General features: G+C 39.8%; 18 protein-coding genes. 3 read left to right on the forward strand and 15 right to left on the reverse strand.

Going from position 1 to position 15,201, the window contains the following annotated elements; genetic code table 11:
* The 6 genes from pfkB to ACTJKA_RS12395 all read right to left on the reverse strand — a co-directional run bounded on the left by pfkB (window position 1) and on the right by ACTJKA_RS12395 (window position 5,625).
* Window positions 1–912, reverse strand: a complete 912-nt coding sequence (pfkB, locus tag ACTJKA_RS12370) for a 1-phosphofructokinase (RefSeq protein ID WP_440607785.1) — start codon at window positions 910–912, stop codon at window positions 1–3.
* Entirely contained in the window at window positions 909–1,664 is a 756-nt protein-coding gene (locus ACTJKA_RS12375; protein WP_019743798.1) for a DeoR/GlpR family DNA-binding transcription regulator, read from the reverse strand. Before ACTJKA_RS12375 ends, pfkB begins: the two co-directional genes overlap by 4 nt.
* A gap of 335 nt (window positions 1,665–1,999) precedes the next feature.
* Window positions 2,000–3,193 (reverse strand): ABC transporter permease, encoded by a 1,194-nt coding sequence (locus ACTJKA_RS12380; protein WP_019743799.1) that lies wholly within the window; start codon window positions 3,191–3,193, stop codon window positions 2,000–2,002.
* The gene (locus ACTJKA_RS12385) at window positions 3,180–3,881 is read right to left on the reverse strand and encodes an ABC transporter ATP-binding protein (RefSeq protein WP_041507366.1); all 702 of its coding nucleotides are present in this window, start codon (window positions 3,879–3,881) and stop codon (window positions 3,180–3,182) included. Before ACTJKA_RS12385 ends, ACTJKA_RS12380 begins: the two co-directional genes overlap by 14 nt.
* A complete protein-coding gene (locus ACTJKA_RS12390; RefSeq protein ID WP_440607786.1) occupies window positions 3,878–4,984 on the reverse strand; it encodes an efflux RND transporter periplasmic adaptor subunit in 1,107 nt (368 codons plus the stop codon). Before ACTJKA_RS12390 ends, ACTJKA_RS12385 begins: the two co-directional genes overlap by 4 nt.
* Window positions 4,985–5,004: 20 nt before the next feature.
* Window positions 5,005–5,625, reverse strand: coding sequence for a YIP1 family protein (locus ACTJKA_RS12395; protein WP_008345152.1), 621 nt, complete (start codon window positions 5,623–5,625; stop codon window positions 5,005–5,007).
* 519 nt (window positions 5,626–6,144) lie between these two features.
* Between ACTJKA_RS12395 and ACTJKA_RS12400 the strand changes: the two genes are divergently transcribed.
* Window positions 6,145–6,522 (forward strand): Rok-like winged helix domain-containing protein, encoded by a 378-nt coding sequence (locus ACTJKA_RS12400; protein WP_017359410.1) that lies wholly within the window; start codon window positions 6,145–6,147, stop codon window positions 6,520–6,522.
* Between the two features lie 47 nt (window positions 6,523–6,569).
* On the opposite strand, the gene moaD is transcribed toward ACTJKA_RS12400, so the two are convergent.
* The 6 genes from moaD to ACTJKA_RS12430 are packed head-to-tail and all read right to left on the reverse strand — an operon-like array spanning window position 6,570 to window position 10,700.
* Window positions 6,570–6,803, reverse strand: coding sequence for a molybdopterin converting factor subunit 1 (gene moaD, locus ACTJKA_RS12405; RefSeq protein ID WP_008345159.1), 234 nt, complete (start codon window positions 6,801–6,803; stop codon window positions 6,570–6,572).
* Complete coding sequence (locus ACTJKA_RS12410) at window positions 6,796–7,287, reverse strand: molybdenum cofactor biosynthesis protein MoaE (protein WP_008345161.1); 492 nt, start codon at window positions 7,285–7,287, stop codon at window positions 6,796–6,798. Before ACTJKA_RS12410 ends, moaD begins: the two co-directional genes overlap by 8 nt.
* The gene (gene mobB / locus ACTJKA_RS12415) at window positions 7,280–7,807 is read right to left on the reverse strand and encodes a molybdopterin-guanine dinucleotide biosynthesis protein B (RefSeq protein ID WP_046527034.1); all 528 of its coding nucleotides are present in this window, start codon (window positions 7,805–7,807) and stop codon (window positions 7,280–7,282) included. Before mobB ends, ACTJKA_RS12410 begins: the two co-directional genes overlap by 8 nt.
* The gene (locus tag ACTJKA_RS12420; protein WP_029575455.1) at window positions 7,789–9,063 is read right to left on the reverse strand and encodes a molybdopterin molybdotransferase MoeA; all 1,275 of its coding nucleotides are present in this window, start codon (window positions 9,061–9,063) and stop codon (window positions 7,789–7,791) included. Before ACTJKA_RS12420 ends, mobB begins: the two co-directional genes overlap by 19 nt.
* A 9-nt stretch (window positions 9,064–9,072) precedes the next feature.
* Window positions 9,073–10,089 (reverse strand): MoeB/ThiF family adenylyltransferase, encoded by a 1,017-nt coding sequence (locus ACTJKA_RS12425; protein ID WP_039963321.1) that lies wholly within the window; start codon window positions 10,087–10,089, stop codon window positions 9,073–9,075.
* Between the two features lie 29 nt (window positions 10,090–10,118).
* Entirely contained in the window at window positions 10,119–10,700 is a 582-nt protein-coding gene (locus ACTJKA_RS12430) for a molybdenum cofactor guanylyltransferase (RefSeq protein ID WP_072367702.1), read from the reverse strand.
* Between the two features lie 83 nt (window positions 10,701–10,783).
* On the opposite strand from ACTJKA_RS12430, the gene ACTJKA_RS12435 reads away from it, so the two are divergent.
* The gene (locus ACTJKA_RS12435) at window positions 10,784–11,701 is read left to right on the forward strand and encodes a hypothetical protein (protein WP_048003190.1); all 918 of its coding nucleotides are present in this window, start codon (window positions 10,784–10,786) and stop codon (window positions 11,699–11,701) included.
* A 62-nt stretch (window positions 11,702–11,763) separates the two neighbouring features.
* On the opposite strand, the gene ACTJKA_RS12440 is transcribed toward ACTJKA_RS12435, so the two are convergent.
* The 3 genes from ACTJKA_RS12440 to ahpA all read right to left on the reverse strand — a co-directional run bounded on the left by ACTJKA_RS12440 (window position 11,764) and on the right by ahpA (window position 14,106).
* Window positions 11,764–12,345, reverse strand: a complete 582-nt coding sequence (locus ACTJKA_RS12440) for a Rok-like winged helix domain-containing protein (protein ID WP_007498648.1) — start codon at window positions 12,343–12,345, stop codon at window positions 11,764–11,766.
* A gap of 482 nt (window positions 12,346–12,827) precedes the next feature.
* Window positions 12,828–13,286, reverse strand: coding sequence for a TlpA disulfide reductase family protein (locus ACTJKA_RS12445; RefSeq protein ID WP_008345174.1), 459 nt, complete (start codon window positions 13,284–13,286; stop codon window positions 12,828–12,830).
* Between the two features lie 277 nt (window positions 13,287–13,563).
* Window positions 13,564–14,106 (reverse strand): biofilm-specific peroxidase AhpA, encoded by a 543-nt coding sequence (gene ahpA / locus ACTJKA_RS12450; protein WP_007498654.1) that lies wholly within the window; start codon window positions 14,104–14,106, stop codon window positions 13,564–13,566.
* A gap of 271 nt (window positions 14,107–14,377) precedes the next feature.
* On the opposite strand from ahpA, the gene ACTJKA_RS12455 reads away from it, so the two are divergent.
* Window positions 14,378–15,187, forward strand: a complete 810-nt coding sequence (locus tag ACTJKA_RS12455; protein ID WP_058337402.1) for a mechanosensitive ion channel family protein — start codon at window positions 14,378–14,380, stop codon at window positions 15,185–15,187.
* The last annotated feature ends 14 nt before the right edge of the window (window positions 15,188–15,201 follow it).

Here is a 15,201-nt window from a genome sequence, read left to right on the forward strand (position 1 = left end):
TTAAATGCGTGTGACTTTTACTTGTGGCAATAATGTATCGACAAGCTCTTTTGTTCCAAGTTCCTCAGAAAATGCTGTAGCACTTCCTGATGTGACGCCAAGCTTAAATGATTCTTCTATGGAAAGGCCTTTAGAAACGCCAGCTAAGAATCCTGCAACGACTGAATCCCCTGCACCAACTGAGTTGATCAGCTTGCCTTTTGGAACATTAGATTGAAAGATCCCTTCCTTACTGAATAAGAGAGCGCCGTCTCCAGCCATAGATACAATGACATGTTCAGCACCTTGTTCCAACAGCTTTTTCCCATAAGAAATGGCTTCTTCTGCAGATGAAATACTGGTTTCAAACATTTCACCTAACTCATGATGGTTTGGTTTCATTAAGAATGGTTGCAGATCTGCTGCTTTTTTTAAGGCTTCTCCAGAAATATCAAGTACTACTCTTACCCCTTGCTTCGCACATACCTCAGCAATGCGCTCATATGTGTTATGAGGCAGTGAAGAAGGAATGCTACCTGCTAATACAACGACATCGCCTTCTGTTAATGAAGTGAATTGGGATAAAAACGAATCGAACTGTGCTTCAGTAATACTTGGACCGAGCCCGTTGATTTCTGTTTCTTCGCCTGTTTTTAGTTTCACATTGATACGTGTATCTTCTGACACCTCATGAAAGGCTGTTTGTAATTGTTCGTTTTGTAAAAAGTCTTGAATATATTTGCCTGTAAAACCGCCAATGAATCCAAGTGCTTTTGATTCAACACCGTGCCGTTTTAAAAGCCTTGAGACATTGATTCCTTTACCACCTGGATATTTTTTGTCATAGGTTGAACGATTTAAACCGCCGACCGCAAAATCCTCCACGTGTACGATGTAATCAACTGATGGGTTTAAAGTAACTGTATAAATCATGTTTTCACTACCTTTATAACCGTTTTTTCATGGTAATTATCGAATGAATCCTCTTTTGCGTCGTTTGTGATAATGGTGGCTTCCTGTAAACTAGCAAAGGTTGAAAACGATATTTCGCCAAACTTTGAGGCATCTGTTAAGATGTAGGTTTTTTTCGCCTGCTTCATGGCTCTTTTTTTAATGAGTGCTTCTTCTGGATCAGGTGTTGTAAACCCTGCCTCGGGATGAATGCCGTTCGTCCCAACAAAGCTTTTGTCAAAACGGTAATTTTCCATAGCTGTCAAAGCTGCGGCTCCCACCATGGCTCCTGTTCGATGTTTCACTGATCCGCCTATCAGGTAAAAAGAAATGCCTTTTCTCATGAGTGCTTCAATGTGCATGACACCATTTGTCACCACAACGATGTCTTGATCTGGATCGATAAAGTCAATCATTTGCTGTGTTGTCGTACCAGCATCTAAGTAAATACAATCGCCTTGTTTTATAAGTGATGCAGCTGCCTCTGCAATCAATGACTTTTCATGAAGGTTTTTGGCAGATTTCTCAAACACATCTGGTTCAAGACGAATACTAGATATTTTAGCAGCTCCTCCGTGAACTCTTTTAAGAAAGCCTTTTTCTTCAAGGGCTGATAAATCTCTTCTAATTGTAGATTCAGACGCATCCGTCATAATCGTTAAGTCCTGTATTTTGATGACATCGTTTTCTTCTAAATAGTCGATAATGAGTTGATGTCTTTCTGGTGTGAGCATTGAAAACACCCCCTTTTGAAAACGTATTCATTTTGCGCGCACCTTTATTGTAATCGCTTTTTTCAACATTATCAATACAAAACAATCAAATACATTCAATAACTATCAAAATCTTTCACAATGGTCATCTTACCTTTATATGTACCATTTGTAAACTGAAAAATATGTGACATTGAGAAGAAAGTCATGATATTAGCATTTCTATCATTTTTCATTTCATTCAATTGAACGAAAAAAAGCCTTTATGCGTTTTGCATAAAAGCTTCAGGTGCGGAGCAGCAGGCAATATATCTCGTTCTACCTTCTTGTCAGCACCTCGTACGTTAACTTTAGGATTATTCATATCTAAGTGATTCAATCGGATCGAGCCTCGCTGCTTTATTGGCAGGAATCAGTCCAAAAATAATACCAATGAGCATACTAAATAGGACGCCTCCACATACGATTTGCCACGATACAAGAGAAGGCCACCCTGCAAACAGTGACACAAGTGAAGCACCTCCTAAGCCAAGCGCGATTCCAAGTAACCCACCGATCAGTGTAAGGACGACAGACTCAATTAAAAACTGAACGAGTATTTGAGCCCTAGTTGCCCCAAGTGCCTTTCGAATTCCGATTTCTCTTGTTCTTTCTGTGACAGATACGAGCATAATATTCATGACACCAATGCCGCCGACAAGTAATGAGATACCAGCAATTGAGCCAATGATTGTTGTCATGACAGACGTAATCTGACCAATGCCTGCTGCAATCTCTTCCAGATTGATCATTTCGTAAGCATCTTCTGTATGGTGATTTTCATTTAAGCGTGCAGCCGCACTCTTTCCTACTTCTTTCATTTGATCAGCATGTGCAACTTGAATAGACAACTTATCATATTCTTTCACACCAAATGCAGTTGTCAGCATTGCAAAAGGGACATATATTTCATTCATATCAAATGAAAACAGCCCTTCCTGTTTTGCTAAAACTCCGATCACCTCAACCGGCTGTCCATTCATCCAAATCAACTCGCCTACTGCCTTCTCTCCATTAAATAATTCTTTTTGTATCCCTTCTGAAATAACAGCTGCCCTTCTTCCGCTCCTAAAATCGATTTCACGTAAGTCCTGTCCTTCTGCTATATGTAATGAATGTACATTCGTGTACCCTTCATTAATCCCATTGACCGTTGCATCTATTGTTGTATCTTGGAATCTTAATTGCATGCCTTGTGCCGTGGAGGAGGCAACCTGTTTAACCCCATTCAATGCTTGAACACTTTGAATGTCTTCTTCTGTAAATGTGGCTTCAAATAACGCATTAGGATTCGCATTTAACTCCTCATCAGAGGGTGTATAGGTCATATCAATGGTATTGTTTGGCCCTGAAATTGATTCTTTCAGCATTTGCTCTCCGCCTTGACCGATGGCAACGACTGCAATCACTGATCCAACCCCAATAATAATGCCAAGCATTGTTAAAATAGACCGCAATTTATGAGCTAGGACAGAATTCAGCGCTATTTTGATATTTTCAAAGAGTTTCATTCATTGCGTCTCCTTGTATCAATCTATCTTGAGCGAGGCGTCCATCTCTTACAACGACTATCCGGTTTGTATACGCAGCTATTTCTTCTTCATGAGTAACGAGCACAACCGTTGTTCCTTCCTCATTGAGCTTTGTAAACTGTTCCATAATCGAGCCGCTCGTTTTTGAATCAAGAGCGCCTGTTGGTTCATCTGCCAAGATGAGCTCCGGCTCATTGACAATCGCACGTGCGATGGCTACTCTTTGCTTTTGACCCCCTGACAACTCGTTTGGCATATGCTTCATTCGATCTGCCAAACCAACCTTTTCAAGTGCCATTTCTGCACGTTCTTTTCTTTCCTTTTGACTGATACCAGCGTAAATCATCGGAAGTTCAACATTTCGCCTCGCATTTAATCTAGGCAGTAAATAAAATTGTTGAAAAACAAAACCAATGGATCGATTTCGAATCACTGCCAGTTCTTGATCCTTTGCTGCCGACAGCTCCATACCTTGAAAATGGTACTGTCCGGAGGTCGGGTGGTCCAGACAGCCAATGATATTCATTAACGTTGATTTTCCAGAGCCGGACGGGCCCATAATGGACATATACTCGCCTTTACCAATGACGAGGTCCACTTCACTTAATACATCAAATGTCTCCTCAGCGACTTCGTAGCTTTTTGTCACGTTTGAAAGCTGAATCATTCAGCATTCACTTCCATTCCGTCATACATATCATCTGATGGCTCTGCAATGATTTGATCTTCTTTTGTTAAACCTTTCGTCACTTCAAGATCTTGACCTGACGTTTCACCTAATGTCACTTTTACTTTCTTCAGTGTATTCTTTTCAACAACATAAACGTATGAACCATCTTTGTCTTTTTTCACAGCTGTTTCAGGAATTGTGAGCACTTGACGCTTGTCCGTTTCAATTTCCATGATCATTTTAAAGCCTGGTTTTGCATCCGGCTTTTTCCCTTTTATTTCAATTTCGACTGGATATTGTACGGTTTGATCACTAGCAGCTGTTTCTGCTGTTGACTGGGCAGGCACAGCGCCCACTTTTTTCACCACTCCTTGCCAACTCTTTCCGCGAATGACATCAGACGTTACCTTTACTTTTTGTTTCTTTTTGACTTTCATAGCGTCATACTCAGTGATTAAGCCTCGTACGATCATTTTTTTCTCATTGCCAATATGGATCACCGGCTGCCTCTCTTCTAGCTTCCCTGCGCCAGCATCTTGCTCGATGGAGATGACTGTTCCTTCAATTTTGCTATGTATCGTTAAATCTTCTATTTGTGCCTTTACTTTTTCTTGGTTAAGCTCCGCTTGTTTTTGCTCTAATTCAGCGGCTTTGAGTTCGAGTTCAAGCTGATCTCGCTCGTTTTTCGAATCAGAGCCCGCCTTTTTCCCCTGATTTTCATCTAATGTATTGAGTCTATTTTGTAATTGTTCAAGCTTTAGTGTACTTGATTCAGCCGCAAGTGCTTGCTGCTGTTCTTCAAGCTCCAGTTCCTTATTTTCATATGTAAGGAGCGGTGTTCCAACTTTCACCTTTTCTCCTTCTTTCACAGCGATATGATTCAGGCTTCCCTTCTCTTCTTCTGTATAAATGAATTGCTCCTCCGAGAATGAAAGTGTTCCAGGCGTCATCACCGTAGAAGTTATTTCTTTTGATGCAAGTTGGACTGTTTTAAATGATGCCGTAGAGGCAGGCTTTGATTGGTTTTTTGCAATATTAAATCCAATGAATAGACCAATCACAATAATGATAATGGATCCGATAATGATTTTCTTTCTCATAAAAACATTCTACCCCCAGCTTACTGCATGTTGATGGTGATCGTAGTTCCTACATATTGAAAAATTAAAGATAATACATAAAAGACACTCACAATAATCCAAGATATTCTTGGCGAAATGCGGCCGACTTTGATCAATAAAAAGCCTGTTAAAACAAGATTCCAGATCACAAAAAGATCGATATTGGCTAACACGGCATGCCATGGACCAGACATTCGAATGAATGCGTTTAATGAGGTAACCGTGATATCTTTTGGCACATGAAAAAAAATGATCGCCAAATGAGAAATAATCGTACCAATGATCGTAATAGGCGTGATATACAGTACACCTGAAAACAGCTGATGAAATGTTGCATCACCTTTTGCTAAAAAGACGATGAACTTGTATACGGCAGTATTAATGACAATCCCAATGACCAGACCAATGAGCGTGATCACATAAACGAAAGGGATTGGTAAAATTAAATCTGCCCACAATCCTTCATTCACTAGCTGAGACAAATAAGTGACAACAACTGTTAATACAAGCACACATGATAAAGGCCACCAAACGAATGGCTGCTCCCACACTCTTTTTAAATGCTCTGATGGTCTTGTGCTTACTCCAATCATTGTGGGTTTTGGCGTTGTTTCTTTCATCAAAGGTCATCCTCTCCATGTGCTTGTAAGTATCGAAACGTTTTTTCATACTCTTGTTGTTTCTATTTTATCAAAAGATTGCCAATAAGTGATAGATCATTTGATTTTCTTATTTTCATAGTGATAGGATTGAATCTATTATTCTATTTTCATGAACGACATCCTTCAAATGATACCTTGATCCGACCATATTCATATGAAAAAATCATGATTTTACTGACTGAAAAACAGTTTATGAAGTAAACAACATGTCTTTCGGAATAAATATCCTTTTCCTTTGGATTCAGATGGTCTCAGTTAGACACAACAATTTTTTGTTAAAATATTCCTAGTAATTTCAATGAATCCCGGCTTTATAGGACTATGTTTAGCGCCTTTTATAGAACAGATGAGCCTTTAGTATCAATACTTTCATATTAAAAAAATAAAAATAAAAGGATTTTACTTGATCAAATGTTATTTTTTCATATAATGTAAAATAGAGGTAGGTTAAATGATAGTGGAAATGGAGTCAAGTGAATGTTAAGAGAAAAATTGAAAATGCAATTGATTTTACTTTATGAAAAGGAACAAGAAGCATGGCAATACTTTAGAAAGGAAAGAGAACTGATTTATCATGAGCTCAAATTACTTGATATGAAAGAGAGCAGACCTTCTAATGACAAAATATACTACGCAGCAAGGTGTGTAGATATTATTAAAGAAAAAAAGGGAAGCATCGTGAGCACAAAAGAACTAAAAGAACAGCTTCAAGCTCAAACAGATTTCAATGTGAGACGAATCAGCGAATTGTATGATCTCATTCAACAGCTCGATCCTCACATTTCTAAAGCACGCCGGGGATGTTTTATTTACGAAGATCATACCCAAGTACCTCTCCAAACTTTTCACACATAAAAAAATTGGTTACAGCCGCTGGCCATAACCAAATCCTCTAATATCTATTATCCACCACTTACAGGAGGAATGAGTGCAACAGTGTCCCCGCTACGCACTTCAGCATTTCCCCTCGTATATATTTCGTTGACTGCAACCATCACGTTTTGTGCAGTATCAACACCATATACCTCCTGTAATTCTATTTTAATCTCATCAACCGTTGTTTGATCTTTTTGAATGATGATTTGTTGTTTACCGGCCTTCTCAGCAAGGCCGGCGAACAATAATACGCTAATCATGCCGCTTCCCTTCTTTCTCGTTAAGTTGGAGAGTACTAGGTTTTCCTTCCGGGTATGAAACGGTTTCAAGCTGATCACCTATCCAAGCCTCTCCATCTTCCCAGTATTCCTTTTTCCATATAGGAACTATTTCCTTTATTCGTTCAATCGCATATTCATTGGCTTCGTATGCAGCTTTCCGATGAGGTGATGAAACAGCTATTGCCACTGCAATGTCACATATCTCAAGAGTGCCAATACGATGCACAATAGCAGCTTCTGTATCGGGCCAGCGTTTTTTAATTTCTTGTCCAATTTGACTCAACATATTTTCCGCCATTGGTATGTATGCTTCATATGTTAAACGCAACGTTTTTTTGCCATTTGTCCATTCTCTTACCGTGCCTATGAATGTCGTAATGGCTCCCGCTTTGCGTCTTGTGACATGCTGAATCAATTCATTCACATCAATCGGCTCTTTTGTGATCTTAAAAAGTTCATTCATACGAGGCTTCCCCCTTCAATAAATTAAAAGCAAATGTGATCCCGCGCTTGTCAAATGCTGAAAACACAGGAAACGGGTATTTCTCAGTGAATTGTATTTCTTTATTGAAATAAATGGCTGCTTGTATATGAGAAAGTGTCGAAAGATCAATGAGTTCCTGTTCGTCTTTGACACACAGGATTTTGCGGTAAGGCGCCTGTTTGTATCCTTCGATCAAGACGGCGTCTAAAGGAAGATGCTGACACATGTTGATTAGTTGTGTGAATGTCATGTGCCGTATGAAAAAGTGACATTCACCTTCTCCCTCCACACCTGCGGCAAATGCACCCGCTTGAACATATCGGTCCGTATCTTTTTGTTTGAACAGACGGTCTGGCTTTCCACCATGTCCGTGATGTTTGAAGCAGCCTAGCTGCATTTCTTCTTCATCCGCCAGCTGACATAATTTTTCGATCAGCGTCGTTTTACCACTATTTTGATAGCCCACGACTTGTAGAATGTTTAATTTGTCATCCAACATGGAGCACCGCCTTCGTGGTGAAATAGCAGAACGCTGACCTGGTCACCTGCACTAAACCCTCTTGTTCCTCCGGGCAAAACAATGAAACAATCAGCATGAGCAATAGATGTCACAGCACTAGATTTATCAAGACCTGTTGGCGTCACACTCAGCTGGCTGCCAGCGAAATCAAGTGATGCTCTAACAAATCGTGTGAATGGATTGGCTTTTGGAAAATCATGTGTCAGCTTCGCCTCAGCAAAAACGGGAAATGGATTTTCTTTCAAACACCATTTATAAATGATCGGTTTGACAAATAGTTCAAAGCCAACAAAACAGGCAGCCGGATTTCCTGACAGCCCATAAAGCAATTGACCATTTGACAACGCAGCAACGGTCGTCACACTTCCAGGTCTCATGGCGACTTTATTAAACAACACCTCTGCACCTAGTTTTTCATAAATAGCAGGTAAAAAGTCAAAATCACCTACCGATACACCACCTGTTGTGATGAGCATATCAACTTTGCTTAAGGCTGATTTTACGGCTTCATAGCTTTGATCAAAATCATCGGATACACCGCCTAAATCAAGCGGTTCTCCTCCAGCTTCAAGAACCTGAGCGTATACCATGCTTAGGTTACTATTTCTAATTTTACCGTCCACCATGGCATCACTTACTTGTAGGAGCTCGGTACCTGTTGAGATGATACCGATCACCGGTTTTTTGACGACTGGCACAACCGCATACCCGAACGTTGCCAATATCGCCGTCACGCCTGGGGTAACTTTTGAGCCTTTTTTGATCATGACGTTCCCTTTGAGGGTCTCTTCTCCTTGCCGAGAAATATTGTCCCCCTTTTTCAGCGGTCTTTTAAGTGACATCATTGATTTACCGTCTTTTTCAAACGTTTTCGTCAATTCGAGCATGATCACAACATTTGCTCCTTTTGGAATCTTCGCTCCTGTCATGATGCGAATCGCTTGAAAAGGACCGATCGTTTTTGCAGAAACAATACCTGCCCCTATATGATCAATGACCTCAAATTCAATCGGATGCTCGCTCGATGCTTCCTTTGTATCTTCTGCTCGAAGTGCAAAACCATCATACGGAGAACGATCAAAGGCAGGAACATCGTGATCTGCTAAAATATCCTCTGCAATCCATCTTCCAAGGCTGTTCTTTAAAGGAACCCATTCGACTTGTCCATGTTTTTGAAATTGGTGGACTTTCTTTACTGCCTCTTCTACTGGAATTGGCTGTCGTCTTTCCATCACTTCTCACTCCTATATGCCTAGCAGTCTTGCTAGTAATGAATTGGCTACTCTTTCATCATTTGTCCCATGGATTAATACACGTCCTCCTTTAAAACAAACGATACGGTGTCTTTCATAGCGTATATGAATTAAAAAATCGTTCACTTCCACCTCACAAATAGAGGACAGACGCTCTTTTACATGCTGAAATGAAAGGTTTTCTAAATCCTTCGATATGATCTGAATGGTGTCACGCCCGCAAAGAATCGCTGTTTTTTTTCGCTGTTCATCTAAATATGGATACGTTCTATTTATGCCGCAAGATGGACAGCTCTCCTGCTTCGTACGAGATACATCCATTTTAAACGAAGACGACTGCCACAAATCAAACGTGACAAACTTTCGCTCCATTTGCTCTTCATGCCCTGTTAAATATTTTAATGCCTCTGTTTGCTGATAAGCCGACACCATTTGGACAGCAGGAGAAATAATACCAGCTGTATCACATGTCAAACCCCCAACAGGCACTGAGGTAAATACACATGATAAGCAAGGTGTTTTGCCCGGCAAAATGGTCATATACATTCCCTGACTGCTCACACAGGCACCGTAAATCCAAGGCGTATTTGTTTCTAAGGATAAGTCATTCATCACCATTCTTGTCTCAAAATTATCAGTCGCATCAATGACGATATTTGCTTTTCGGAATAAAGGTCTTAACAGCTCTACTCCTGCATCTTCAATAATGGCGTGTATGGTCACTTCATGGTTGATCTCTTGGAGACGTTTTTTCGCCGCTGCCGCTTTTGGCACATGCATCTTTGCATCGTGTTCAGTGTACAGCTGCTGCCGTTGTAAATTTGAGAATTCGACATAATCACGATCTACAATCGTCAAAGTACCAATTCCAGATCGGACAAGCCCTTCAGCAGATGCTGTTCCAAGTGCACCAGCTCCAACAATAAGGACATGACTTTCGGCAAGCGCAGACTGCCCTTTTTCGCCTACCGGAGGGAACAAGATTTGCCTTGAATATCGCTCGTTCAATATTGTTCTCTCCTTCTCGTTTTTATGTATCATATCATACCGTTTTCAGGTAAATCGCTTCTTTTATTGATATTATGAAATTCATTTGGTGCCACGTTCAGTTCGTCGGCTGGAACAACCTGGACGTGAAGTTTTTGTAATAAGTCTTTGATAGCTAATTGATTCTCTTTTAAACACGCAGAAATAAACGGAAGACTGCGGCGGTGATAAAGCGCAAATAACGGCTGTAATCTTCCCTGCACCATCGGAACCACAGCATCTACATTTTCATGGCAATAAGAAGATAAAGCGACGGCTGTCTCTTTTCGTATGAATGGCATATCACATGCCGTCACTAAATACCACTCTGCTTCTTGCTTTTGCATAGCGGTATATATGCCTGCAAGCGGGCCATACCCACGCACCTGTTCATCATCTAACCAAACAGCTTGTTCCCCTCTTGCTTTGAAAAAAGGCAGAAGCTTCGGGTGACTGATGATGATGGTTTCCCCTTTCAAAAGTTGCTCTTTCACATGTTCATATAGTGGTTTCCCCTGATAGACATGACTTGCCTTTGGCTCTCCAAAACGCCTAGAAGCACCTCCGGCTAGTATCACATTCACTATTCTCATCATCTCATCCCCTTTGATATGGTTGTTCTAATCGCACTCATTTCGCATACTTTATTGATAACATGAATAAGGAGGGTCTACCTATGAACCGGCGCCATGCTTCTCCCCTATTCCATGATCTGTCTCAAGAAAATCTATTTTTAAAAGCTGAAACGGCCAAGTATCAACAGATGATTTCAGATTTACAGTCCACGTATACCTATGCTAAAAACAAGAAGCTATCTCAAGAATATCATGAGATGAAAAAGGATTTCACTCAATTAAAACAACAATTGGATGAAATGACCATTGACCAAGACGAAGCATCATCTAAAATACAGGATCTCTCTTATAGCAAATCGGAATTATTACATAAAATCGTCCTTCTTCATGAAATGCTGCAAAAGGAAACCTATCATAGACGAAAAGAAACAGAGGAAAAGCACCGATTGCATTTGAAGGTTGTTAAATATAAGGAAATGTCTCAGCAACTACAGGAGCGATTAATAGACCAAGATAAACAGCTTGCAAAAGAGGAGAAAAAAGGAAATACTTTATCCGCTGTGATTGAAAAACTGCAGCAAACTCTAGGCGATAAAAACGCAGAGCTTCATTTATTACAAGAAGGCGTCCGGCATCTACAGGAGCGTTTTTATGAAACACAAGAAAAATTACTGCAAATCGAAAAAGCAAAAGAAGCCATTTTTTATGAAACGCTCACGAGCTACCAAAAACAGTTGGCCGAAAGCGAGGAATGGATCGCTTCTCATTTTGCTGATATCGACCAGTCAGCCCAAACAAATGCCGAGCCGTTCTCACAAGACCCTATTTTACAAACAACCGAAGAAATAGGACCGATTTTGAAGAAACTAAACGAACAAGTAGAAACGCTCCAGGCAAAAGTTGATGCGGTGCAGCGGAGTGGAGAGGTCATGACAGTGAAGATCGATGGATTTAAAAAACAGCGCGACAACATGCCCAAAGAACGAAAGATTGTCTATACAGTTGATCAAAAAAAGTGATTCATTCATCACGTACGCAAGAAAAAACTGCTGGCATTTACGCCCAGCAGTTTCTTTTTTATTTATTCGTCTTCTGTTTGAATGTCGCCTTCTAAAATATACTGTCCGCGATAAGGTTTCTTCACTTCTGGGTACATTTTAATTAAGCTTTGCATAAACGTTGTCATATTTGGAATTTCAAGACCGCTCTCTTTTTCAATCTCTTTTTGAAGTTCAGAGCTTTTAATCGCCGCATTATGACGCTTTAATGTTTTGATTGCAGCTTCACGAAGCTTAGCTGCCTTTGATCCAGGTCTAGCTGTGCCTCTTCTGCGTCTTGTAGATCCTTCAGGAATACCTACAGGTGCACCATTTAGCTGACCTGTTCCTAAAGATGATGTAACGTTTGACTGCGTTTGCGCAGGCTGATTGTAGCTTCTCATTTCTTGTGCAGCCAGCTCAGCTAATACAGGCAGTGAATCTGTTTTTCTCTCTGTACGTACTTCTTTTTTTGTATCTGTGACGAGACCTGTACCTTGACGGTCTAATTCTCTTAGTTTTGCGTAAATCGCATCTCGTTCAATTTGATATTCACGGATGACCTTTACTTCTGCTTCATTTAATTGTTCCAATCGTAAACGTAACGCTTCCCTCTCATTAAACAATGGATTTCCCCCTCATCATATAAAAAATATTCTATAGTAAATATTAGATTAGAAAACTAATTTTATCAACTATTTTTTTATCATTTTACAGTTTGCTATCAGATAGGTATTTCCAACTAAAATTTTGCCAAAGAAGAAAAATCGGCACCCATTTCATTGCCACTATAGGCTTTTGACCACCTTTGAAATATTGTAAAAATTTTGAATAAATGCTTATACTACTTGATTTATATAGTTATTTACCAAACTGAAATTTCTTTTGTGCAAAAACGTTCTGAATAGTAAAAAGTTAAAATCTTTACATTTTCATTTCAAAATAAAAATGTAAATAGGTCATAATACCTTTTTATTTCAGGAAATTTTTTTAATGAAATCCCTCATTTTCTCTTTTCTTAAGCATTCCACCTACAATCATATTCATCCAGTGCAATATGTCTCCTATTTTTCCCCATGAAAAAAACCCCCATTTATGGGGGGAAAGCCTATTCTGCAGCCTTTTCAGACTCAGAAAGAACTCGATTGACACGTTTTTCAAGCATTTTCATACCGCTTCCGCCAGCTTGGAAGTGGCGTAAAGCACCTGTTTTATCGAATACATAGTAAGCTGGTACATATTCGTTCTCAAATGCTTCTGTTAATTTATGGTCGCTGTCTACAAAGATTGGCTGAGTGATTTCATGCTCATTTGCAACCTCTTTGATTTTTTCTAGATCAAGGTCATCCTCTGAACGTGGCATGTGAACTGCGATCACGTTTAGTTGATCTTTGTATTCATCACGGAATTGGTTCACTTGCGGCATCGCCTCTTTACAAAGGTGACAGCTAACTGACCAGAAGTGGATCAATGTTGGTTTATCACCAATTAATTCTTCTCTTGTTACTTCTCCATTTAACCATTCTTTTGCACCAGTTAGTTCTGGCATTGGTTGACGTAATTTCATTTTGAAGCGCCTCCATCCATTGTATGTCTCGAAACAAAAAAGTCTAACATCAGTTAGACCCCAGCATGTAGACAAACCCTCGCATTCTTTTTCGGTCCTGCGTGCTGGTGCTCACGGAATGTCACATTCGCTTCGCGCCAGTACTCGTCGTTCCTAGGGCTGCAAAGGTTTTCTATCACGCTGAAAAGAAGACAAAGGGCTAAAATCAAGTTCATTTTAGCCCTTTGTCAACAATCTGAAGGTCTAACACCCGTTAGACTGTTTCTTCAACTATCAATTAAAGTGTTTTTTGACCAGGTTTCCAGTTCGCTGGGCAAAGTCCACCAGTTTGTAATGCTTGAAGAACACGTAGTGTCTCATCTACATCACGACCGATATTGTTGTGGAATACTGTTTGATATTGAAGTTCGCCTTCTGGATTAATGATGAATAGACCACGAAGTGCAATTCCTTCTTCTTCAATTAAAACACCGTATTCTCTAGATACTGTGTGGTTTGTGTCAGCAGCTAGTGGATATTTTAATTCACCAAGACCATTGTCTTTACGATCTGTGTTGATCCAAGCAAGATGCGTATGGATTGTATCAGTAGATACACCAATGATTTCTGCATCTAAATCTTCAAACTCATCATAACGATCGCTCATTGCTGTAATTTCAGTTGGACAAACAAAAGTGAAATCCATTGGATAGAAGAAAAGAACTGTCCATTTGTCATTCTTGATGTTTTCCTCTAAACTCACTTTACCAAATTCCTTATTAGCAAGTACTGCTTCCATTTCAAAACGTGGAGCTTGTTTTCCTACAAAACGCTCTGCCATATGTAAATCCCTCCAAAAATAATATCTTTATACAGACTTCTTAGCTGTATATAAAATGAGAATCAATAGGTTAAATTCTCATTTAGTTAATAACTTCACAAATATAATTATAATACTTAAGCGATTTTTAGTCAATATTAATTAATAATAAATTTAATTAACGATTTGTCACAATCTCTCGCTCCAACTATTAAAAGTTTAACATGACTTGCATAAGGGAACAAATGATTAGCTTCTCATTTCGCACATACATAGAAAGGTTTTGAAGATCATGAAAGCACTTGAACAAGTAGATTGGGTTTCCATCATCATGAACAGCAGTATAATTTTGTTAAAACTAATCGCTATTTTTGTGATTTATTTTATCATCAGAGCGATTGGAAACAAGATGATTAAGCGTGCCTATTCAGCATTCTCTGAGAAGCACGATGTCTCTTTATCACGAGCTCAAACGCTGCAAAGTCTTACCTTAAATATTTTCGCCTACTTGCTGATTTTTATTCTAGTTGTGATGATCCTCGACTTATTTCATTATAACCCAACCGCCTTGCTGGCTGGGGCAGGTGTTGTAGGACTTGCCATTGGTTTTGGCGCTCAGGGATTAGTGAGTGATATTGTGACAGGCTTCTTCATACTGCTGGAAAAACAATTTGATGTCGGCGAGTATATAACGGTTGCTGGTTTCGATGGGATCGTTGAACAAATTGGACTGAGAACAACACAGCTTAGAAGCTTTGATGGCACTCTTCATTTCATTCCGAACCGAAGTATACTTAATGTAAGCAATCATTCACGAGGGACGATGCAGGCACTCGTTGATATCGAATTATCCCCAGATGAAAATGTGGATCAGATGATCACCACTTTGCAAGCAGCCTGTGATGAAGTTCGTGAGAGCATGCCGCAAATCATCGAAGGTCCTCAAGTCGTTGGAGTGGAATCATTTGGCTCCTCATCCCTCGTCCTTCGTATCATTGCAAAAACTGAAACGATGGAGCAGTGGCGTGTCGAACGAATTCTGCGCAAAAAAATGAAAGAAGCACTTGATCTAGAAAAAGAGCAAAAAGAACCAGGATCATAAAATCCTGGTTCTTT

Source organism: Bacillus sp. 22190 (assembly GCF_052045575.1).
In the GTDB taxonomy this organism is placed as follows: Bacteria; Bacillota; Bacilli; order Bacillales; family Bacillaceae; genus Bacillus; species Bacillus altitudinis.